Annotated in this window: 16 protein-coding genes and 1 riboswitch; of the genes, 7 read left to right on the forward strand and 9 right to left on the reverse strand. The window is 45.1% G+C overall.

Translation table 11 applies throughout. The features are described from left to right. Positions 1 to 133: 133 nt before the first annotated feature. Positions 134 to 1,165 carry an AraC family transcriptional regulator gene (locus ITG12_RS05795; protein WP_038875960.1) on the forward strand — a complete coding sequence of 344 codons (1,032 nt, stop codon included), beginning with the start codon at positions 134 to 136 and terminating at the stop codon, positions 1,163 to 1,165. 69 nt (positions 1,166 to 1,234) lie between these two features. On the opposite strand, the gene mukB is transcribed toward ITG12_RS05795, so the two are convergent. The 4 genes from mukB to cmoM are packed head-to-tail and all read right to left on the reverse strand — an operon-like array spanning position 1,235 to position 8,538. Continuing rightward, complete coding sequence (gene mukB, locus ITG12_RS05800; protein ID WP_248873949.1) at positions 1,235 to 5,698, reverse strand: chromosome partition protein MukB; 4,464 nt, start codon at positions 5,696 to 5,698, stop codon at positions 1,235 to 1,237. A 2-nt stretch (positions 5,699 to 5,700) separates the two neighbouring features. Further along, complete coding sequence (gene mukE, locus ITG12_RS05805; RefSeq protein WP_038866775.1) at positions 5,701 to 6,426, reverse strand: chromosome partition protein MukE; 726 nt, start codon at positions 6,424 to 6,426, stop codon at positions 5,701 to 5,703. Next, a complete protein-coding gene (gene mukF, locus ITG12_RS05810; protein WP_038866773.1) occupies positions 6,407 to 7,744 on the reverse strand; it encodes a chromosome partition protein MukF in 1,338 nt (445 codons plus the stop codon). Before mukF ends, mukE begins: the two co-directional genes overlap by 20 nt. A 2-nt stretch (positions 7,745 to 7,746) precedes the next feature. Further along, a complete protein-coding gene (cmoM, locus tag ITG12_RS05815; RefSeq protein WP_038876035.1) occupies positions 7,747 to 8,538 on the reverse strand; it encodes a tRNA uridine 5-oxyacetic acid(34) methyltransferase CmoM in 792 nt (263 codons plus the stop codon). Positions 8,539 to 8,652: 114 nt separating this feature from the next. Between cmoM and elyC the strand changes: the two genes are divergently transcribed. After that, a complete protein-coding gene (elyC, locus tag ITG12_RS05820; RefSeq protein WP_038866771.1) occupies positions 8,653 to 9,459 on the forward strand; it encodes an envelope biogenesis factor ElyC in 807 nt (268 codons plus the stop codon). Positions 9,460 to 9,560: 101 nt separating this feature from the next. Here the strand turns inward: elyC and torR are convergent, their stop codons facing one another. Next, a complete protein-coding gene (gene torR, locus ITG12_RS05825) occupies positions 9,561 to 10,274 on the reverse strand; it encodes a two-component system response regulator TorR (RefSeq protein WP_038866769.1) in 714 nt (237 codons plus the stop codon). Positions 10,275 to 10,507: 233 nt separating this feature from the next. On the opposite strand from torR, the gene torD reads away from it, so the two are divergent. The 5 genes from torD to ITG12_RS05850 all read left to right on the forward strand — a co-directional run bounded on the left by torD (position 10,508) and on the right by ITG12_RS05850 (position 14,803). Continuing rightward, entirely contained in the window at positions 10,508 to 11,155 is a 648-nt protein-coding gene (torD, locus tag ITG12_RS05830) for a molecular chaperone TorD (RefSeq protein WP_248873827.1), read from the forward strand. Between the two features lie 442 nt (positions 11,156 to 11,597). Continuing rightward, positions 11,598 to 12,602: an HTH-type transcriptional repressor PurR gene (gene purR / locus ITG12_RS05835; protein WP_248873828.1), complete on the forward strand. Its 1,005-nt coding sequence runs from the start codon at positions 11,598 to 11,600 to the stop codon at positions 12,600 to 12,602. A 279-nt stretch (positions 12,603 to 12,881) separates the two neighbouring features. Then, a riboswitch (cyclic di-GMP riboswitch) is annotated at positions 12,882 to 12,971 on the forward strand. A gap of 116 nt (positions 12,972 to 13,087) precedes the next feature. Next, positions 13,088 to 13,678, forward strand: coding sequence for a TfoX/Sxy family DNA transformation protein (locus ITG12_RS05840; RefSeq protein WP_038866763.1), 591 nt, complete (start codon positions 13,088 to 13,090; stop codon positions 13,676 to 13,678). A 118-nt stretch (positions 13,679 to 13,796) separates the two neighbouring features. After that, complete coding sequence (locus ITG12_RS05845; protein ID WP_038866761.1) at positions 13,797 to 14,486, forward strand: TVP38/TMEM64 family protein; 690 nt, start codon at positions 13,797 to 13,799, stop codon at positions 14,484 to 14,486. Continuing rightward, on the forward strand, positions 14,486 to 14,803 hold the full coding sequence (locus ITG12_RS05850) for a DUF2007 domain-containing protein (protein ID WP_038866760.1): 318 nt from the start codon (positions 14,486 to 14,488) through the stop codon (positions 14,801 to 14,803). Before ITG12_RS05845 ends, ITG12_RS05850 begins: the two co-directional genes overlap by 1 nt. A gap of 37 nt (positions 14,804 to 14,840) precedes the next feature. Here ITG12_RS05850 and ITG12_RS05855 read toward each other — a convergent pair whose 3' ends face one another. The 4 genes from ITG12_RS05855 to topA form a co-directional block, all read right to left on the reverse strand. Continuing rightward, complete coding sequence (locus tag ITG12_RS05855) at positions 14,841 to 15,644, reverse strand: alpha/beta hydrolase (protein ID WP_038866759.1); 804 nt, start codon at positions 15,642 to 15,644, stop codon at positions 14,841 to 14,843. Positions 15,645 to 15,766: 122 nt separating this feature from the next. Next, the gene (gene glgA, locus ITG12_RS05860; protein ID WP_038875955.1) at positions 15,767 to 17,224 is read right to left on the reverse strand and encodes a glycogen synthase GlgA; all 1,458 of its coding nucleotides are present in this window, start codon (positions 17,222 to 17,224) and stop codon (positions 15,767 to 15,769) included. Further along, a complete protein-coding gene (gene glgC, locus ITG12_RS05865; RefSeq protein WP_038866756.1) occupies positions 17,214 to 18,431 on the reverse strand; it encodes a glucose-1-phosphate adenylyltransferase in 1,218 nt (405 codons plus the stop codon). Before glgC ends, glgA begins: the two co-directional genes overlap by 11 nt. Before the next feature lie 534 nt (positions 18,432 to 18,965). After that, entirely contained in the window at positions 18,966 to 21,596 is a 2,631-nt protein-coding gene (gene topA, locus ITG12_RS05870) for a type I DNA topoisomerase (protein WP_248873829.1), read from the reverse strand. Between the last annotated feature and the right edge of the window lie 306 nt (positions 21,597 to 21,902).

Below are 21,902 nucleotides of genomic sequence, written 5' to 3' on the forward strand. Positions count from 1 at the left end.
CAACATTTTGATAACATGTAGCACAGGTTACAAAGAGACAAAAAACGGTGATATTCGGACAGCTTTGAGACAAGGATGACTGAATACCATCCCAATACACGCTAGGATATATCTGAATGTAGAGGGGAAACGCATGGAATACACCGCAGTTTATGAGCCAGATACCGAATCCTGTGGTGTTTTGGACTTGCAGCTACTCACACGCGACCTTGAGCCCAGTATAAAGGTAGAAACGTTACTTGAAGGCAGTGGTATTACTGCTCTCGAACTTTATGCGCCGGACACGCATATTACCCTTGCTCAGAAACTGACCATTTTTAGTAACGCAATTGCTCATTCAGGAGAACCGGGGCTTGGCCTAAAAGTGGGACAACAAGCTCGATTTAGTGACTTTGGCGTACTTGGGTATGCCGTTTTCAGCAGTAGCACCCTACTCGATGCTTTGATGATGGGTTTTAAGTATCTTCGGCTGGCAGGACCCGTTTTAAAGAAAAAAATGTGGGTGGAAGATAATTCGGGCTACTTTCGTGCAGAGCAACTTATCGATCTACAATCACTACTGCCATTTTGTTGTGAATATTGGTTCGCGGCCATTCAAAGCTTGTGTGAAGAGGTAATGCAGAAGCCTTTCCCTTCGAAGGTGATCCGCTTCCCCTACCCTGAACCAGAACACAGCGAACTTTACGAACAAGTGTTCCATTGCGAAATTGAATTCAATAGTGATCGTTTAGAATGGCAGTTTGATGCCACCAGCTTATATGAGCCGCTACCTGCAGCAAATACAATGACGCTACAAATGTGCTTGAAGTCTTGCGATGAAATGTTGGCAAAAGTGAGTGGCAGTGCCAGTTTAAAAGAGAAGATCACACAAATGTTCGTCGAAAGGCCGGGGAGCTATCCGTCGATAGAGCAACTGTCCAGTGAATTAGGCATGTCTTCAAGAACGCTACGACGCCACCTTAAATCGGAAGAGACCAGCTATCAGCAAATTCTCGACCATGTTCGCTTCCACTTAGCTCGTCACTATCTCGCATCGACACAAATGAGCGTTGAAGAGATCTCCGAACGTATTGGCTTTTCAGACAGCGCAAACTTCCGCTGCGCCTTTCGTAAATGGAGTGGGGACTCACCAAGACAATATCGACGACAAGCGCCTCAGTTGTAAGCTTGTTGTTCATCAGAACAGAAACAAAAACGCCCGCATTCATTGCGGGCGTTTTATTAGATTCGGAGTTTAGGATTCAAACTCTTCAATCATCTCTTGCGCTTCGGTCTTAGGTTTGTCTGTTTGACCAAAGCCACGTAAACCAACCACGTGTACGTGTTCGTGATCTTTAAACACCTTACGCACCAGTTTGTAGGTCGTCCCTTTCTCTGGGCTGATGTTTTCTGGCGCTGCGATAAGAAGCTGCATATCCAGACGGTCACACAATTCAAACAACGTCGCGATCGATTTTGTATCCAGACGCGCTGCTTCATCCAAGAAGAGCAAACGACAAGGTACAATGTCTTTGCTGCGCAAACGGCGTGATTCTTCTTCCCAGCTCTGAACAACCATCAGTAGAATTGACTGACCAGTACCGATCGCCTCACCTGTTGATAACGCGCCAGATTCCGCTTGCAACCAGCCATCTGTACCACGGTTCACTTCTACACTTAGCTCTAGGTAGTTACGGTAATCCAATAACTCTTCACCCAAAACCTGAGGAGAACGTTGACCCATATCGATGTGTGGGTTCACGCGTTGGAACAGTTTCGCCATTGCTTCAGAGAAGGTAAAGCGAGTCGATTCAAACAGATCTTTATGCTGCTCTTGTTGTGTCGCTAAACCATTCAGTAGTACTTCGTGACTTTCGCGGATCTTCACGTTTAGACGTACGCCCTTCACCTGACCGAACGAGATGTTCGACAAGCCTTGGTTTAGCATACGGATACGGTTTTGCTCACGCTGAATCGTCTTCTTGATGATGCTTGCTACTGACTCAGAGCTGATCGCTAGGCGGTTTTCACGTTGCGTTAGCTCTTCCGTTAGACGTGCCAGCTCTACTTCCATCTCTTCGATCGCTTCGACTGGATCATCAGTACGGATGATATCTTGACGAATACGCTCACGAAGATGTTGGTAAACCGCGATGTAGAACAGAACCTTACGCTCTGGACGTGCATTGTCTTCTGATAGACGCAGCGCATCACGAAGATCATCGTTGTTCGCAACCGCTAGACGTAGCGCACCCAATGATTTATCCGACATTGAACGCAGTTCATCCGCTGACATGTAAGCCAGTTCACGTTTGTGTAGACGACGCTCAACATCGTTCTCACGCGCTAGGCGAAGTACTGAGCACCAGCCTGCTTTCGCGGCAACCACGAACGTACGCAGCTCAACGTATTCTTTCTGAACTTTCTTCAGACGTTTCGCCAAGCCCTTCATTTCTAGCTCAGTAGAAGTAATGGTACGCTCGTATTCACTCTTACGGCCACGAGACGTATGCAGACGCTCATGCAGCTCGTCACGACGACGCATTGCACGTTCTTCTGAACCTTCGTCTGCGTTAACACCAAACTCTTGCAACTCTTGTTTGAACTCTTGAACCGTTTCAAGCTTCGCTTGGTGTGAACTCTTCAGAGACGCTAGCACTTGGTTGTATTGGTTCATTTGACCTTGCGATTGCTTCAACTCTTCACGAGAGCGTGTGCGCATCTGCTCCGCTTGAACCAATTTCGCTTTTAACTGCTCACTCAATTCGCTGCTCTTGTTCAGTAAGTCTACTGAGTCTGAGTAAGCGAAGTAGTGACGACGTTCAACGAGATCTGAGAGTGCAAAGATTTGCTTCTTAAGATCTTGCAGCTGTTGGTCTGCCGCTTTGTATTCCGCTTCTAGCGCATCGAATTGCTCTGGGTCAGCGTCTAGGGCAACTGCGACTTTTTCCAGTTCCGCCACCGCTTTCGCGTGGTTATTTAGGAAAGCTTTTGCTTCTGAAAGCTGGGCGATTTTCTCTTCCAACTCATCAAAGCGTGCTTGCAGCGACTCATCTTCAATCAGCGCCATGTTTGGTGCTAGCTTGTCTAGAGAAGACAACGCTTGCTTGCTGGTTTGAAGCTGAGAACGTTGTTGTTGCTCTTTTGCATCCAGATCAGCCAGTACGCGAGCGATTTGGTTACGCTTGTCGCGAATGATCGCCAATGCTTGCTCTGGGTCAGCTTCGAATGCTACTTGAATGTGGCTTGCCACAAACTGGTTGAACGCTTGGAACAGACGCTGCATTTTTTGCGAATCGAATGCTGCTTTCGCGTGCTTCTCAACCACTTCTTCACGTTCATTGCGTAATAGCTCTAAACGTTGCTCACGTGCTGCACGGCCAAACAGTGGGATTTCAGGCAAGCGAGAGTAACGCATTTGGCGATCGTTCATGCGAACACAAACCGCGCCTTCTAACTCTTCTGCGTCGAATGAGCTGTCATCAAAGGCATCGATGTCACCTTCAATGATGTACAAGTCTTCTGGACAGTCGTCTAGCTCTACCAGTTTCTCTTCGATACCAGATAGGTCAGAAACAACGATAGCGTGACGAGCCGGACCGTACATCGCACTGAAGTAAGGCGCGTCATCAATCGTGATGTCATCGTAGATCTCAGACAGCAATACGCCGCCCAGTGTATCTGCCAAACCTTTCAGGCGAGGGTCGTTTGAACCACCAGGAGAAGCAAGACGCTCAATCTCAGTATCAAGCTGACTACGACGCTCTGCCAGTTTATCTTTCGCCAGAGAAAGGGTTTTCTCTTGCTCAAGCACCACTTGCATTTGGCTCATGACCGACTGGCTATCTTCTAGCTCAGCGCCACTTTGCTCACGCAGTTTTTCTAGTGCATCGTTCGCCGCAATCCACGTTGGTGCAATGGCTTCTAGCTTGTTGATTTCCGCCGCTGCATCTTGCTCTAGACGACGCTGTTCGCTGCGTTGTTCACGCACGTCTTCTTGCGTCATCTCTAGCGAGTCGATTTGCATCGCGTGACGCTCACGTTCTTGTTCAAACGTGATTTCGTCAGTCAGTTCAACATGGAACTGCTTTTGGTATTCGTTAACGAGCTCACGTGCTTGACGTTGCAGGTTAAGGCTACGCTCAAGGTCACGGTGCTGTGCACGCCATTGTTGTTCGTTTTGCGCGACTTGCTGAGATTCACGCGCTTTCGCAATTGCGGTTTTCGCATGTTCAGACGCATCTTTGCGCTCAACTTGACCAACGATGCTTTGTACCAGTTTAAGCGCGGTTTCGAACTGCTCTGCCGCTGCAGAAGACATATCCAGTTTGTGCTTAACCGATAGCAAAGCGTTGGTGCTTTCTGATTCTTTGCTCTTAAGCTCAGCAACAAGAGCTTGCGCCGATTCTGCCGTTAGGCTGTCGTCACCAAGTAGTTGTTTCGCTTTTTCCAGCGCTTGAACCGCTTGTTGGTATTGAAGGGCACGAGTTTGCTGAACGTCGAGCGCTTGTTGGTAGTCCGCCAATTGCGTCTTAAGGCTATCCACCTCTTCTTCCGCAACAGTCGCTTGCTCTTCTACCATCATCACGCGTTCTTGCGCTTCTTCCACTACCATCATCTGTTCTTCAAGACGCTCACTCAGCTCTTCAAGATCTTCTTGGTAGCGTTCGATCTTCTCTTGCTGACGCAGTGCGTTTTGCACCAATTGCAAGTGATCAGAAGCAGCTTGGTAATCCTGCTCTAGCGCAGATTCCGACTCGATCAACAGTTCTAGCTCTTCTTGAACACGGTTAAGCAGGTTGTTTTGCTCAACGAGAGTTTCACGAGAACCGAACAGCTCTGAACGCAATGACAGCGTTTTATCCAGCTTATTGCGACGATCGTTCGCGTGACGCATGTAGTCCGCGGCCACGTAGTTAGTCGACTCTGTGATCAAGTGTTTGAACAAGTCACGGTCTGCTTGCGTGGTTTTGATCGCTTCTAGCGTCATGCGGTTTTCACGCAGTGCTGATTCCATATCTTGGAACGCTTTCTTCACGCCGCCGTTTTGTGGCAGAAGGTAGTCACGTAGCGAGCGTGTAATCGCACTTGAGATACCACCGTAAAGCGATGCTTCGATCAGGCGGTAGAATTTAGAACGGTCACCAGAGTTACGCAGTTTCTTCGGAATCACACCGAATTCGAACATCTGCGAGTGGTAATCCACAATAGAAGAAAACGCTTTGAATTGAACGCCCTCAAACTCGGCGATCGATTCTTTTACTTCGTTGATTTGACGAACACGAGCTTGAGTCGCAGATACGCTTTCAACCAAGATATCCGTTGGTTTCACATGGCTTGGAAGACCTTGGATAACAAACGGTTTGATGTCTACTTTTTTATCACGACCCGCAACTTGCTGCAGTTTTACTGCAAACAATAGACGTTGGTTACGTGAGTTCACCACGTCCAGCGCCGCGTAACACGCGCCCGGTTGTAGCTTACCGTACAAACCTTTGTCGCGAGACGACTGGCTGCTGCCTGCTTCTGTCGTGTTACGGAAGTGCAGTAGCGTTTGGTCAGGAATCAGTGCGGTGATGAATGCCGCCATAGTGGTTGATTTACCTGCACCATTACCACCTGATAGCGTGGTGACCAGACCATCGATGTCAAACGTACGGGCAAAGAAGCCGTTCCAGTTGACCATGGTCAGCGATTGGTATTTACCGCGTTCAATCATGCTCATGCTTCACCCTCTTCTTTAATTTCTTCTTGGGCTTGGTCGTCTTGTTCTTCTTCAGACAATAGGCTGCCTTGACTTGGTTCTTTAGTGTGCACTACTGCTTCACCATCACGGATCAGACGCAACTGTGCTTCACGCACATCATCGCCAACACGTACATCAGCACCAAAACGGAATACCGCTTCGCTGATGCTGAATTTACCCGTTTCACCGATGTTGATGATCATTCCTAGGCGGCGCAGACGACGAAGTGACGTACGTACTTTTTCAAACAGCTTTTCTTTATCAAGGTCAGAACCGGTTGCACGGTTCGTCACTAGCTTCATCAGCTTGTTTTCATCTGCTAGTGCAAGCAGTTCGTCGTATAACTCTTGGTTAGTGAAGATGCCTTCGTGCGCAAGACGCTCCGGGCTTAGGTAAAGGAAACACAGTACCTTACCCACCAGCATATCCAGCTCGGAAAGGACACTACGACCAATCAAAGAAGTAGAACGTGGGCGAAGGTAGAAGAAACCTTCTGGCGCTTTCACCAATTCGGTGTTGTAACGCTGGTAAAAAGAAGAAAGCTCAAGTTCAAAATCCGACAACAACGCGTGGTTGTCTAGATCTTCACTTGAAACATGGCGCCCTGCTCGAAGCATGCTATCTAGCGCTGGGAACAGAGGGTTAGAAATTGCTTTTGCCAGATTATCTGACATGTATTCATTAGTATCGGTCGATGACATTCGCTTGTACCTTTGCCCCAAATTCGTTGATTGCTTTCCAGTCTGGCTGAATGGCTTGATAGTCGGATTCTGAATAACCCAGACGAACCGCCTGATCAACGACAATGCGAGCTAAATCAAAGTGATGAGTGTATGGGTGTTGTGCAAGGTAATCTCGCAGAACCACGCTCAAGTCGATTGGTGTGCCTTGATCTTTATGCGCTTTCAGCATGTCACCAATTCGCTCTGCCAACTCATCATTGACTTGTTGAAACTCTTCGTATTCCACTTCCATCGGAACTTGGCCAGTGACTTCGTCATCACGCAGTACCAAAGCTTCGTCACGAAGGTCAGAAAGCCTTTCCGCATCTGCATAAGTCAGATACCAAGGCATATCGAAGTAATCTTTCATGGATTGACGCAAACGCGAGCTAAATGCACGGTTCTTATCCATATCGATAGCGGTACGGATGAACTTGTGCACGTGTCGGTCATAACCAATCCAAAGGTCGATCGCTTGCTGGCCCCAGCTGGTAATTCGGTCTAGCTTCATTTGCAGACCAAACAACGCTTCATCGATGAATTCAAGTTCAGGGTCACCGTAGACGATCTCTTGGATATCTAGGATCTGAGTTTGCAGTTCATCACTGGCAGCTTGCAGCGTATCTTGAAGTTCACGCAACGTGCTGGAGGTTTCTGACAGTAGCGCTTCACAGTTGTTGATCGCTTCACGCCAGTCTTTGTTAAGCAGGTCTGCAATCTGTTGTTTCACAGACTGTTGTTGCTCATCCATCACACGTTGGTTAAGGTCGATTTGATCGAAGATTTCGCCTACAGAATATTTCAAAATCCCGTAAACGTTTTTCTTCCAGTGGCCCGGAGTACCACCTTTTTGTGCTGCTTCAATCGCTTTTGCCATTTCATCCGCTACCATCGATAGCTGAATAGAAAGACGCAGTTTCGAGAACTCGCGATGACGCACGTAGTAGTCGGTGATTCCTATCGCTAATGGCGACAAGCGGTAAATGCTCGCTCCGTCAGTAATCTCACTGACAAAACGGCTCATAAGACGCTGCTTAACCATCTCGTTGATGGCATTATTCGCGCGGAAAGCCGAAGCTTCGCCCGTCTCATCAAATAGTCGAGTGACGATGGCAAATGCGTCGTGCAATTCACCTTCACCCAATTCTTCATCGAACCTTTCATTACTTAGTACGGCGATGGCAATCAAAAACGCCAGTCGCTCAGTGGTCAGGTTCAACGAGAAATCGTGCTGCTTAACCCAGCCAACCAACTCATCGATTGGTTGCTCTGCAGCATTGAGAGTCATCTCACTCATCGTTATTCCTGTTTATCGTTCTTCTTAGCCCACACGTGGATATAGCGGCCTAATGAGAGGTATGGCTCTTGTCGACAAAGTTGTTTTTCTAGCGCCAACACATCTTCAAACTCGTAATCGCCCATGTATTCCATATTACCTATGTAATCACTAAAGGAACGAATACCAGATTTACCACAAATACTAAAACCAGAATCTTCTATCCATTGATAGACCTCTTCGGGTTTTAGGCCTTTTTGTGGCTGTAGTTTAAATCTTTTCCGATGAGGCATGCCGTCTAAAATATGAGGAATGTTGCCACAAACCACATTTTTATAGACTAAGCCGTGGTGGTTATAGAACATAACCGATGCAATGCCCCCCGGTTTGACCTGCTCCAATACCGTTTCGAGTGCCGCTTTTGGATCAACGAGCCACTCCATCACAGCATGGAACATGACAAGATCCACCTGCGCGTCCATATGCTCGCCAATGGATTGAACAGGTGAATGAATCAGGCGATACTGCTCAAGCAAACCGTTTTTTTCAATATCCTGTTTCGCTAGTTGCAGCATTTCCGAAGATAGATCACATAAAGCGACGTGATGTCCGAGCTTAGCAAGCTTTTGCGACAATTGTGCTAAGCCACCTCCGGCATCAAGTACTTGGAGGGCTTGATGGTCGGCGTCTAATTCACTTAGAATCTGTAGAAAATCTTCCCACACAATGATTTGGCGGATCTCCCCTTTATCGGAGCCGTAAATATTTTTTGCAAATTTGTGGGCGATATCGTCGAAATTGCGGTCTTCTGTCACTTCTGCTGAGTTATCATAACGGATTGTGCCGCTATTCTGGCACAAGGAAAGCAGGAATAAAGAGGGTTATCCTCATTTTTATTATCAATTGATGTTTTTTCGGACTATTTATGTATGTTTGAGCTGAAAAAAGTAATGTCAGCCTTGCTGATGCCATTACCAGCATTGCTACTGATAGGCTTGTTAGGTCTTGCTCTCATCAGTTTTACCACTAAACGTAAAACTGGCTGCTTTGTTGTTCTTTTCTCTTTTGTTGGCATCTTCCTTGTTGCCTTCCAACCCGTTTCAACCAAGCTTCTTATGCCTCTAGAACGCGAGTACAAAGCGTTTTTGCCGGTTTCTGGCACTGTGGACTACGTTATGGTTCTTGGTAATGGACACGTGGTAGATGATGAAATACCACCAACGTCTCAACTGAGCCGTACCGCTTTAATGCGTTTAACTGAGGGTATTCGTATTTTGCGTATGTACCCAGGTGCGAAGTTAATCCTTTCCGGTTACGCAGGTGGCTCTGAAATCAGCCATGCTCGTATGATGGCAAACGTAGCGCTTTCCCTAGGTGTCGCAAAATCCGATATTATTTTATTAGAGGATGCCAAAGATACTTGGGAAGAAGCACGCCAAGCTGCCGCGTTTGTTAAGCAGAAAGACATTGTTTTAGTGACTTCTGCCAGTCACATGAAGCGTGCTCTTTATGAATTCAACGCAGCGGGCATTAAGCCAATCCCAGCCCCAACGAACTTCATGGCGATTGATGATATCGAACAACCTTGGCAAAAGTACGCGCCAAAAGCTCGCTACTTAGAGCAAACTGAGCTGTATTGGCATGAATACCTTGGCGGGTTATGGCAAAAACTGCGTGATAACGTAGGTCAAACACCGATGGTTGAAGTTGAAGATCCTGAAGTGGCGCAGCCATAGAAGGCTTACCAATCGCAGATGAAGTCCATCATCGCTAAATTGCAGAATTGCAGACACAAAAAAGGAGAGCCTATGCTCTCCTTTTTCTTTGTCGCTATGAATTAGTCACCCGCGAACATGTAGCCTTCACCATGAACCGTCACAAAGATTTGTGGGTTCTTCGGATCAAACTCCATCTTAGCGCGCATGCGTCGAATCAATACATCAATAGTACGATCGTTTGGCGCATCCACTCGGTGGCTGATCATATTCAAAATACGTTCGCGGCTTAATACCTGATTTGGGTACGATGAGAGTGCGACCAAAAGCTCATATTCAGCTTTGGTTAGTTTCACGGGCTCACCATTACGGCTAAGAGCACGACGTTGAATATCAAACGTCCACTCACCGAAACGTACAATGTGTTCTTCATTAGTGTCGTTCGCGATTTTTTGTGAACCATTGCGAGCCGCAGAAATGCGCCACAACAGGTTCTTAACGCGAACCAATAATTCCCTTAATTCAAAAGGCTTTGTCACATAATCGTCTGCACCCATTTCTAGGCCAACGATTTTGTCAATGCTATCCGTGCGTCCTGTCACTAATATGATGCCGATATCTGATTGGCTGCGTAATTCACGCGTAAGCATAAGACCGTCTTCACCGGGCAGGTTAATATCCAGCATGATAAGGTCCACATCACCACCTTGAAGCACTTCGCGCATTTCTGCACCGCTTTCTGCTTCACTGACTTTGTAGCCTTCATTTTGGAAGTAGCCCGCAAGCTTACTACGAGTTACAACATCATCTTCTACGACTAATACGTGATAGCTCATTTACACCACTTTCTGTCTTTTTTATTTTCCAAGACGTATTCTATTCATAACTAGTAACATTTCTAGTCATAGATACATTAAAAAGCAAGATTTTGCGATTTTATTGATTCAAAGCAAGCTTATTTACAGCCATTCATAAACCGGCACATTTTCCCATAATGGATAACAATTATAGTTACTGCTATTCATCTTAATTGTTTACACTTAGGGGATAACCATTCAGGAGCAAAAAAATGCAAGAAGTGAAAGCTTTTAACGAGAAACGCGCAGAAATCTATTGGTGGTTTTCTAGCCTGTTCGCAAAAGAACTGACAGAGAAAGAACTAGAAAGCTACCACAGTGTTGAAATTCGAAGCTTTTTGGCTGGCCTTGGTGAAAATGAGTCATTAAAACCAGCTGTGGATACCCTTGTTGATGCACTTAACCGCCTACAGGATCGTGAAGACGCGCAACTTGAATTGGCTGCAGACTTTTGCGAGCTTTTCCTGAAAACAGAAAAGCACGGTGCACTGCCTTACGCATCTATGTACATCGGTGAATCTGGTCTTTTAAATGACAAGCCAGCAGAAGAGATGGAAAAACTGATGGCCGATTTTGGTGTTCAGGTTGATGAGAACCTGAAAGAGCCAGCGGATCACTTAGCGGTTGAACTAGACTTCTTAGGTAACATGATCATTCGTTCTAACGAATTAGAACAAGACAAACACATGGAAGAAGCGTTCGAGAAACAGAACGACTTAATCCAAAATCATCTTATGTCTTGGTTGCCACAGTTTGCTGCGAAATGTAAGCAATTCGACGAATTTGGTTTCTATGTAAGCGTTGCGCAACTATTAATTGCATTTTGTAAACTGGACAGCACCTACCTTCTTGGTGAATAATTGCCGCCAATTTCAGGGAGCTCGCAAGCGGGCTCCCTATTTTATTCGTTAATTTTTAATCTAGCACATAGAAGCCCTTTCCATTTAGCAGTTAAAATGTGACCTCAATAGCGCAAAACACCTGCTGAAAATATTGCTAGTGTGCCCACATCAGTCTAAAATGTGAGCGCAAACGATTAAATACGACTTATATGTAAACCGCTGAAATATGGCGGTTTTTGTGTTTTATTAACAAGATTGCTGACCAATTCCTCACTTATATAAGTAAGGAACATGAGATTCAGCAACAAATGTTGCTACAAACCTTTTTATACCGATTTCGGAACAACCGCTGCCTAATTAATTGAACCTTAAACTTCAGATATGGTTCAATTCGCGCAACATACTAAGCGTAAGGTTGTATTCACTACGGTATTCAGTAGCTCGATACAGGACATCATTTATGGCCACTATAAAAGACGTTGCTCGCTTAGCCGGCGTTTCTACCACAACAGTTTCGCACGTAATCAACAAAACGCGTTTTGTTGCTGAAGCAACCCAAGAAAAAGTAATGAAAGCGGTTGATGAACTAAATTACGCACCAAGTGCAGTTGCACGTAGCTTGAAGTGTAACTCAACTCGCACTATCGGTATGTTGGTAACGCAATCGACTAACCTTTTCTTCTCAGAAGTTATCGACGGCGTTGAGAGCTATTGTTACCGTCAAGGTTACACGCTGATCCTATGTAATACTGGCGGTATCTACGAAAAGCAACGTGACTACATTCGCATGCTAGCGGAGAAACGTGTAGATGGCATTTTAGTGATGTGTTCTGACTTAACGGAAGAGCTAAAAGAGATGCTTGACCGTCATTCAGATATCCCGAAAGTGGTGATGGACTGGGGTCCAGAGAGTTCGCAAGCTGACAAGATCATTGATAACTCTGAAGAAGGTGGCTACATCGCAACAAAATATCTGATCGACAATGGTCACACTGATATTGCTTGTTTGAGCGGTCACTTCGAAAAAGCCGCGTGCCAAGAACGCATTGCAGGTTACCGCCGCGCAATGGCAGAAGCAAACTTAGCAGTAAATGAAGATTGGGTACTTGAAGGTAACTTTGAGTGTGATACTGCCGTACTTGCTGCTGACAACATCACAGCAATGGACAAACGCCCGACTGCCGTTTTCTGTTTTAACGATACCATGGCGCTTGGTTTGATGAGTCGCTTGCAGCAAAACGGCATCAAAGTACCAGAAGATATCTCTGTCATTGGTTACGACAACATCGAGCTAGCAGAGTACTTCTCGCCACCGCTAACGACTATCCACCAGCCAAAACGTCGTGTTGGTAAGAATGCGTTTGAAATTTTGCTAGAACGCATCAAAGACAAAGAACATGAAAAACGCATTTTCGAAATGCAGCCAGAAATTGTTGTTCGCAACACAGTTAAGAAACTGAAGTAAGCGGCATCGAAGTTTTATAAAGCGCTCGTAAGGGCGCTTTTTTATTGCCTAAAAATAACATTCCAAAAACATTTCAGAATATAAATACCTCCCCTAATTTAGATAAGTTGCTGTTTTAATTGGGCGTAGTCCATTTCCTATATCAACCTTTTGTATGACAAGGGACCGTTCCCAAATATGAAACCAAACACATCAAAAAATCACTATTAACTGAACCAAGATCACACTTTCATGTTTGAAACGTGATGTTAATTCAATATACGAAGTATTCTCAAAGTGTCACGCACAGGGCAAACCATTCGAAAGGGTGGGACGCAAAGCCTCCGGCCTGAACCATCTTATTAGATGGAAGGTAGCGGGGTTACCGATGGCAAATATGCATTAAGTGAGTTTACCCTTTAATGACATTGTGTCTGCATGCATTTGCTAATCTCTCGGACCTGATTTTTGGTGGCGTAATATTAATTACACCGAGATAACACATCATGGATAAACCGATACTCAAAGACTCAATGAAGCTGTTTGAGGCACTTGGTACTATCAAGTCGCGCTCAATGTTTGGTGGCTTCGGGCTTTTCGCCGATGAAACGATGTTCGCACTAGTTGTAAACAATCAACTTCATATTCGAGCAGACCAACAAACTTCATCTGACTTCGAGACTCAAGGACTAAAACCGTACGTCTACAAGAAACGTGGTTTCCCAGTGGTCACGAAATACTATGCTATTTCTGATGATCTATGGGATTCAACGGATCGCTTGATTGATGTTGCAAAGCAATCTCTTGAGACTGCTAAGCAAGAAAAAAAACAGCAAGCGAGCACCAAGCCTAATCGATTGAAAGACCTTCCAAATCTACGCCTAGCAACTGAACGTATGTTGAAGAAAGCAGGCATCGACTCTGTCGAGCAATTAGAAGAAGAAGGTGCCTTAAGCGCATACAAAGCAATCCAAGATACGCATGCCTCTACGGTAAGCCTTGAGTTGTTGTGGGCGTTAGAAGGTGCAATCAACGGCACCCATTGGAGCGTCGTCCCTCAGTCTCGCCGAGAAGAACTGATGAGCGCATTGTCTTAACGCGCACTATCAGCATGACATTGAGTAAAAACCGCAGTTTTCATACTGCGGTTTTTTTTGAAATTTTTTCTTCTCTTATTCTGTCTTATTATTTAAGAAGCCAAATGGAGTAATTACGATGAATAAGAAACTGATTTTAGGACTGATCCTGCTCGCAACCATCCTCTTTTTAGGAGTGAATTTTGGCCAGTATCTCACCTTAGAAAATGCCAAAGCACAACAAGCAGCACTAAATACGTTCATTGACCAAAACTTTGTGTTTGCTGCGGCGACCTACTTCTTGGCTTACATCGCAATCACCGCTTTCTCTATTCCAGGAGCCGCCGTTGTTACTCTGCTCGGCGCCGCCCTATTTGGTTTTTGGACCAGTTTATTATTGGTGTCTTTTGCTAGCACCATCGGCGCAACAATTGCTTTCTTAAGCAGCCGCTACTTATTACGTGAATGGGTACAAAGTAAATTTGGTAATAAGTTAAATGCCATTAACCAAGGTGTAGAAAAAGACGGAGCGTTTTATTTGTTTTCACTGCGTTTGATCCCAGTATTCCCATTTTTCTTGATTAACCTCTTAATGGGGTTAACACCGATGTCTATCAGCCGCTTCTATTTAACAAGCCAAATCGGCATGCTGCCAGGTACTGCCGTTTACTTAAATGCGGGCACTCAACTAGCCACTATCGACAGTCTTTCAGGAATTGTGTCACCAACCGTATTAGCATCATTTGCTCTGCTTGGTTTGTTCCCTATTATCGCTAAATGGGTTATGAATAAGGTCCGCCCTGCTCAAGTTCAAAATGGAAATGCCTAATGAAAATCTTCATCGCTAAAAACCCTGCGGAAGCTCATATCGTTTGTGAGCTCCTCAAAACCGAACAGATTCACTGTGAAGTAAGAGGCGAAGGTATGTTTGGGTTGAAGGGAGAGTTGCCCTTCAGCGATGATACAGACCCCTATGTTTGGCTTTTACATCCAGAACAGCAGTTGAAGGCGTCTGCGATTGTCGAAGACTATCGACAACAAACAGAGCTTACTTACCAAGACTGGCAATGTCCGCAATGTGCAGAGAAGAATGAGGGACAGTTTGGTGCTTGTTGGCAATGTGGATATCAAATAGGGGAGCTATGATGGCTCCCCTATCTTTTTAGATCGGTTCTCAAATCTATTAAGCCGCTAGACTTTGCTGCTTAATAAACTCAATAGAGTGTTGATTGAAATCTTCTGGACGTTCTACGTTGCACACGTGGCCACAATTTGGAATTTCACGTAATGAGCTTAGCTTATGCACTGCAACCATTTCTTTTACTGGCTTAATGAACATGTAGTCTCTATCCCCCATTAGGTACAGCGTCGGAATAGGCAACTCTTTATCTTTAAAATACTTCATTAACGGATTTACATCCGCCGCCAGTGTGAACCAACGCTTAAACTCTTTTTGGCATAACTTCTTTGCTTCACGAATAAACAAGTGACGAGATTCGCGTTGATTTTTTTGTGGCATCACGATGTAAGCAAAGAGCTTATACAACCACATATAAGGGAGGATGTGCTTTCCAAGATTACCGAGTTTAACTAAGATCTGAGAGCGAGTGTTTAAGCGCGTTACCGCCCCACCAAGCACCATAGAACTCACACGCTCTGTTGCCATTTCGGCAAGGTTACGCACAATAATTGTACCCAAAGACATACCAACAAAGTGTGCGGATTGGATCTTCAAATGATCCAGAACCTTTAAAATGTCCTGTGTCACCTCAGTAAAGGTATAACGACTTGTCATCAGTTCTTTGATCAACTGGTTTGACTTGCCGTGTCCACGGAGATCGATTAAGACCAAATTAAAGTGCTCTTTATAGGCCTTTAATTGTTTAAACCATATTGAAGAACTGCCACCAGCACCATGCACGAAAACGACCCACTCATTGCTGGTAGGGTGTAAATAGGTTTTATGGAATAGAAGTGGCTGAGTCATTTATCAGTTTGAAAAGCATTCTGTATGAAAAAGTGTGGGTAAATCCTACCACACTCCATAAGAGCAAAGTAATAAAGGCACCTAATTCGGTGCCTTTCGTTACACTTTTTAAAGATTTTGCGTCAATTTAACGCAGCCCTATACAGTTGCAAATACTCTTCTGCAGCTTTTCGCCAACAAAAGTCTTTTTGCATAGCATGAAGTTGTACACGTCTCACTTCTGTCACATTTTGTGCGTAAAGAAGAAGTGCTCTCAACATTGTCAGTAATAGACCTTGCGGTGTTGGCTCATAGAAAACGAAGCCCGTTGCATCAGCTGGATCCACATCGTAGTCATTCACGCTGTCTTTCAAGCCACCTACCCCACGAACGATTGGCAAAGTGCCATAGGCCATGCTGTAGATTTGGTTCAAACCACACGGCTCAAATTCAGAAGGCATTAAGAAGAAATCCGAGCCTGCCTCAACCAAATGTGCTAGCTCGTTATCGTAAGCCTCTACAAAAACAAACTTACTCGCAAATTGTGCGGCTACGTCTCTTAACTGTGCAGCAAGAACAGGATCACCAGTGCCAACAACGACGAGTTGAACATTATGCTTAAGGAAATCAGCTAATGCAGGCAGCAGGTAATGCACACCTTTCTGTTGCGTTAGACGACACACCATACCGAACATGGCGTTGTCTGATTCTTCAATCCCCAGCCTTTGCTGTAGCGCTTTTTTACATGCATTTTTGCCACGGACCATGCTTTGACGGTTCGCTTTGTAATTTAACGGAAGATTAGAATCGGTTTCAGGGTTCCATGTTCCGTAATCGCAACCATTTAAAATCCCAACAAGATCACCTGCGCGTTGCTGGAATTCCCACGCCATACCATGGCTGCCAAGTTCTGTTTTAAGCTCTTCAGCGTAGGTGGGGCTTACCGCATTGATTTTATCCGCGTTCATCACCCCTGCTTTGAGCATCGTGATGTGCGTTGCGCTTACCGCGGCATCAGGAACATTTCGACTGTGAAATTCAGGTAAACACTGGACGTCATCGTAGCTAAATACCCCTTTAAAGACTGCGTTGTGAATGGAAATTACACTGCGAGTCTTGGCAAAAAATGCTTCATTACCATAACGATGTTTAAGCAAAAATGGGACTAAACCAGTATGCCAATCGTTGGCATGCACAATATCTGGTTGAAAACCAAGTTTTGGCAACATATCTAGACACGCTGCACTAAAAAACGCGAAGCGCTCACCGTTATCCGTGTAAGCTTGGTTATTTTCAGCGTACATTGACGGACGATTGAAATACGGAGGGCAATCAATCAAATAGACCGGATTATCACCAAGGTTTAGCTTCAACACTTTGTATGCCGTATACGGCCAGTGCGCTAACTCGGTATCTAATTCCAACTCGGCTTCCGCTAGTCGCTCGATAGCTGTGTAAGCTGGAATTGTAATTCGTACATCCTGCTGAAGGTTTTGAAGGGCTTCTGGCAGTGCCTTGGCTACATCAGCCAAGCCACCACTCTTTATCAGTCCTTCGACTTCAGACGCTACAAACAGTACAGACAAATTGTTAGTAGCCAACTCTTGCTCCTTTTGGAATCACAACAATGCCATCTTCTGACACGTGGTAGTGCTTTTTATCTTCTTGTAGATTTACACCAATTTGCGTACCAGGTGCAATGTCGGCATCCTTGTCTACAATCACGCGACGAAGTACACATCCTTCACCGACCTTCACATCACCAAGTAAAATACTTTGGCTGATGTCACACGCAGAAGCGATGTTGCTGCGGAAACCCAGTACCGATTTTTCAATTCTTGAGCCTCGCACATAACTCCCGTTACATACTAAGCTGTCGATGATTTGAACTCGGCCATTAACTGAGTCGGTAAACGTTGCAGGCGGCAATGGTGGGTAGTAAGTGTGCAGTGGCCATTTGCGGTTGTAGAGAGAAAACGGGGCGTCTTTTTCCAACAAATCCATGTGAGCTTGCCAGTACGCGTCAATAGTACCGACATCACGCCAGTAAACTTCTTCTTTTTCACCAGTAATACGGTTTGTGCTGAAGTCATAAACAAACACGTCGCCACGTGGGAACATCTTAGGAATGATGTCTTTACCAAAGTCGTGTGAAGACGCTTCATTATCCGCATCTTCAATCAGCTCAGAAAATAGTGCTTGGGCTTCAAATACGTAGTTGCCCATGGAAACGAGTGCATGTTCTGGATCGCCCGGGATTGATTTAGGTTGTGCTGGTTTCTCTTCAAAACCGACCATACGACCTTCGGCATCCACTTCAATAACACCAAATTGCGATGCTTCACACAAAGGCATACGTAATGCTGAAACGGTCAACGATGCCTCTTTTTCTTTGTGGAAGTTCAACATCTGTTTGATGTCCATTTTATAGATGTGATCAGAACCAAAAATACAAACTTGGTCAGGCTCAGCAAGCTCCATAAAACGTAGGTTTTGATAGATAGCATCCGCCGTACCTTCATACCAACGCTTACCCGTACGCATTTGTGCTGGGATTGGGTCGATGAATCGATCGGTAATACCGTTGATGTTCCAACCCTTCTTCATATGATGGAACAAAGATTGAGACTTAAATTGAGTGAGGACATAAATGCGCATCAGATCCGCATTCACGAAGTTGTTCAAAGCGAAATCAATAAGTCGGTAACTTCCGCCGAAAGGGACCGAAGGTTTACTGCGGGATTCCGTTAAAGGTCTCAGACGAGAGCCTTCACCGCCAGCAAGAATCATTCCCAAAACACCAGCCATTCGTTGTTCTCCATATATAGTTATAGCTTGGAATTAGTGTTCGTTTGAGGTGAGCAGGACTCGGGGAGTCAAGCGAACACGTTAGTACATCCATACCGATGGGCTTCTCTGAGCTCTCGCGGTATAAACAAAAAAAGCTATTGCACATCCTCTATGCAGGCACCTTATTTATTTTTTATTCTCAGCACCAAATAGCAGCATACAGTTGCATTATTTGTGTAATAAGTTATCGAACTGGAACTAAATTACAATTTTAAATACGCCATTCTGTGTGACATACAGATGTTACTTACTCAAGACGATATCTTGATCACACAACGGGACGCAAACGATTACATTGTGAAAACAATTTACAAACCGATTGACTACACAAGTGCAGTTTTGCGACAGGATACGATGAAACTATGACCGGAAGATGAAAATAAAAATGCAGGGAGTTGAAGTGAGTCGTATTGATATAACTTATAAAACAGTAGGAATTTACGAAAAAAATAAGGCAGCGAATTCGCTGCCTTATTTCATTTGAACCATTAATTATGCTTTGGCTTTTTTACGTTTGTCGGTGATTTCCCATTTACCGTCAATGTAAAGTGCAGTCCAGCCACTTGGTTTGCCATCGTCTTCCGTTCGCACATAGTTCTCTTTGCTCTTACGGCTAAATCGAACCACTGTCGGACGACCATCAGGGTCAGCAACTGGCGCAGTCGTTAGGTACTTGAACTTCTCAGGCAAACGCTCTTCAAAGCGTGCTAGTTCTGACACTAACGGTGCACGAGTCTCACGCGATTTAGGGAAATTACTTGCTGCCATGAATAAGCCAGAAGCACCATCACGCAAAACAAAGTACGCATCCGAGTTTTCGCATGGCAGTTCAGGGAAATGAACTGGGTCTTCTTTCGGTGGCGCAACTTCGCCATTTTTCAGAATTTTACGAGTGTTCTTACACGTTTCACTCGTACAATCCATGTATTTACCGAAACGACCGTTCTTAAGCACCATGTCAGAGCCACACTTGTCACACTCGACAACTGGGCCATCGTAGCCTTTCACCTTAAACTCGCCGTGTTCAACGATGTAGCCTTCACAGTTCGGGTTATTACCACAAACATGCATCTTGCGCTTATCGTCGATTAGATACGCATCCATCGCTGTTTCACAGATAGGACAACGCTTTTTAGCACGCAGTGCCGCTGTTTCAACGTCCTCTTCAAGAACATTGATGATGCCGTCTTCATCACCCAAGTTGATCGTTGTTTTACAACGTTCTTTCGGTGGCAATGCATAACCAGAACAACCAAGGAATACACCCGTTGAAGCGGTACGAATACCCATTGGACGGCTACATGTCGGACACTCAATATCTGTCATCACAATGTGATTCAGCTTCATGCCACCTTCAGTTTCGTCTTGCTCTGCTTGTTCTAGGTCACCAGTAAAGTCAGTGAAAAAGTTATCAAGAACCGATTTCCACTTCACCTCACCTTCTGCGATTTGGTCAAGCTTTTGCTCCATACGTGCAGTGAAGTCGTAGTTCATTAGATCGTTGAAGCTATCATCTAGGCGGTCTGTAACGATCTCACCCATCTTCTCTGCGTAGAAGCGGCGTTGTTCAACTTTTACGTAACCACGATCTTGAATCGTAGAAATGATTGACGCGTAGGTTGAAGGTCGGCCAATGCCACGTTTCTCTAACTCTTTAACTAGAGCAGCTTCAGTAAAGCGCGCAGGTGGCTTTGTGAAGTGTTGTTTCGGGTCAAGAGACTCAAGGTTTAGCTTATCACCCAATTGGACCGCAGGAAGAATCGTGTCTTCATTTTTGCCCATTGGACGCTGAACACGAGTCCAACCATCGAACTTCAGAATACGGCCTTTCGCTTTTAGCGTGTATTCCGCTGCTTTTACGCTGATGGTCGTCGAATCGTATTCTGCTGGTGTCATTTGACAGGCAACGAATTGGTTCCAGATCAACGAGTACAGTTTATGCGCATCTGCATCAACACCTTGTAGGTCTTCTGCTTTCACCGCAACATCGGAAGGACGAATCGCTTCGTGCGCTTCTTGTGCACCTTCTTTGCTGCCATAAGTTAATGGTTTAGCTGGAAGGTATTTGTCACCAAATTCTGAACCGATAAATCCACGAACCGCATCCACCGCCTCTGAACTCAGGTTTGTCGAGTCGGTACGCATATAAGTGATGTAACCCGCTTCATACAAACGCTGAGCGAGCATCATGGTTTTCTTCACACCGTAGCCAAGACGTGTACTTGCCGCTTGCTGTAATGTCGACGTAATGTAAGGCGCAGACGGTTTGCTCTTCGTCGGGCGGTCTTCACGCCTACACACTTCGTAGCTTGCGTTTTCAAGTACAGACATCGCAGCTTTAGTTTCAGCCTCATTCACAGGCTTAAATGCGGTGCCTTCTTTTTGCGCCACAAGCAACTTAAATGCTGTCTTATCTTTGGTATGAGTGTTTGCGTGAATATCCCAGAACTCTTCTGGAATAAATGCGTTAATCTCGCGCTCACGTTCAACCAATAGCTTAACAGCCACTGACTGCACTCGGCCCGCAGACAAACCACGCGCCACTTTCTTCCATAGCAATGGAGAAACCATGAAACCTACTACGCGGTCCATGAAACGACGTGCTTGCTGCGCGTTCACGCCATCCATATTCAATTCACCAGGAGTCTGGAAAGCTTGTTGGATAGCATTCTTTGTAATCTCGTTAAAAACTACACGTTTGTATCGCTCTTCATCGCCACCGATGATCTCACGAAGGTGCCATGCGATAGCTTCTCCTTCGCGGTCCAAATCGGTTGCGAGATAGACGTGATCAGCATCTTTGGCTAGTTTTTGCAGTTCACTAACGACTTTTTCTTTACCCGGAAGGATTTGATAGTTCGCTTCCCAGTCATGATATGGGTTAATCCCCATTTTCTTGATCAGAGCTTTACGGTCTTTTTCTTTTTTGACACGCGCTTTTTCTTCCGGGCTCATTCCTTTCGTAGAAATTGCCGCGGCTTTTTTCTCACCAGTGCTTTGACCGGCCGTAGGCAGATCACGCACGTGACCAACACTAGACTTAACAATAAAGTCTTTACCAAGGTATTTGTTTATCGTCTTAGCCTTGGCTGGTGACTCCACTATAACGAGCGATTTACCCATAACTGACTCTAACGTCCTTCATAATAATGCGGGTGAAAACTCCAAAAAGAGCCTACCCGCATAATGTTCTATTTCATTGCTTCTTTTTTTACTATTGTGCGAGATGAAAAGAAGATCAACTGCTTTTTTGAAATTCAGATCCGATTGGTTGACAATTCATCGCCTTTATACTTTAACAAGGCAGGGTTCTGCAAAAGGTCTTGAGCGGCATATACTAAGCAGGCAAAGTTTCTGCCCGCTAGTCGAATTCAATAAATTTTGTCTCTCATCACAAAATATTTTTTCTTTCGCTATCAGAACGTAACC

The organism is Vibrio sp. ED002, from assembly GCF_023277445.1.
Classification (GTDB): Bacteria; Pseudomonadota; Gammaproteobacteria; order Enterobacterales; family Vibrionaceae; genus Vibrio; species Vibrio jasicida.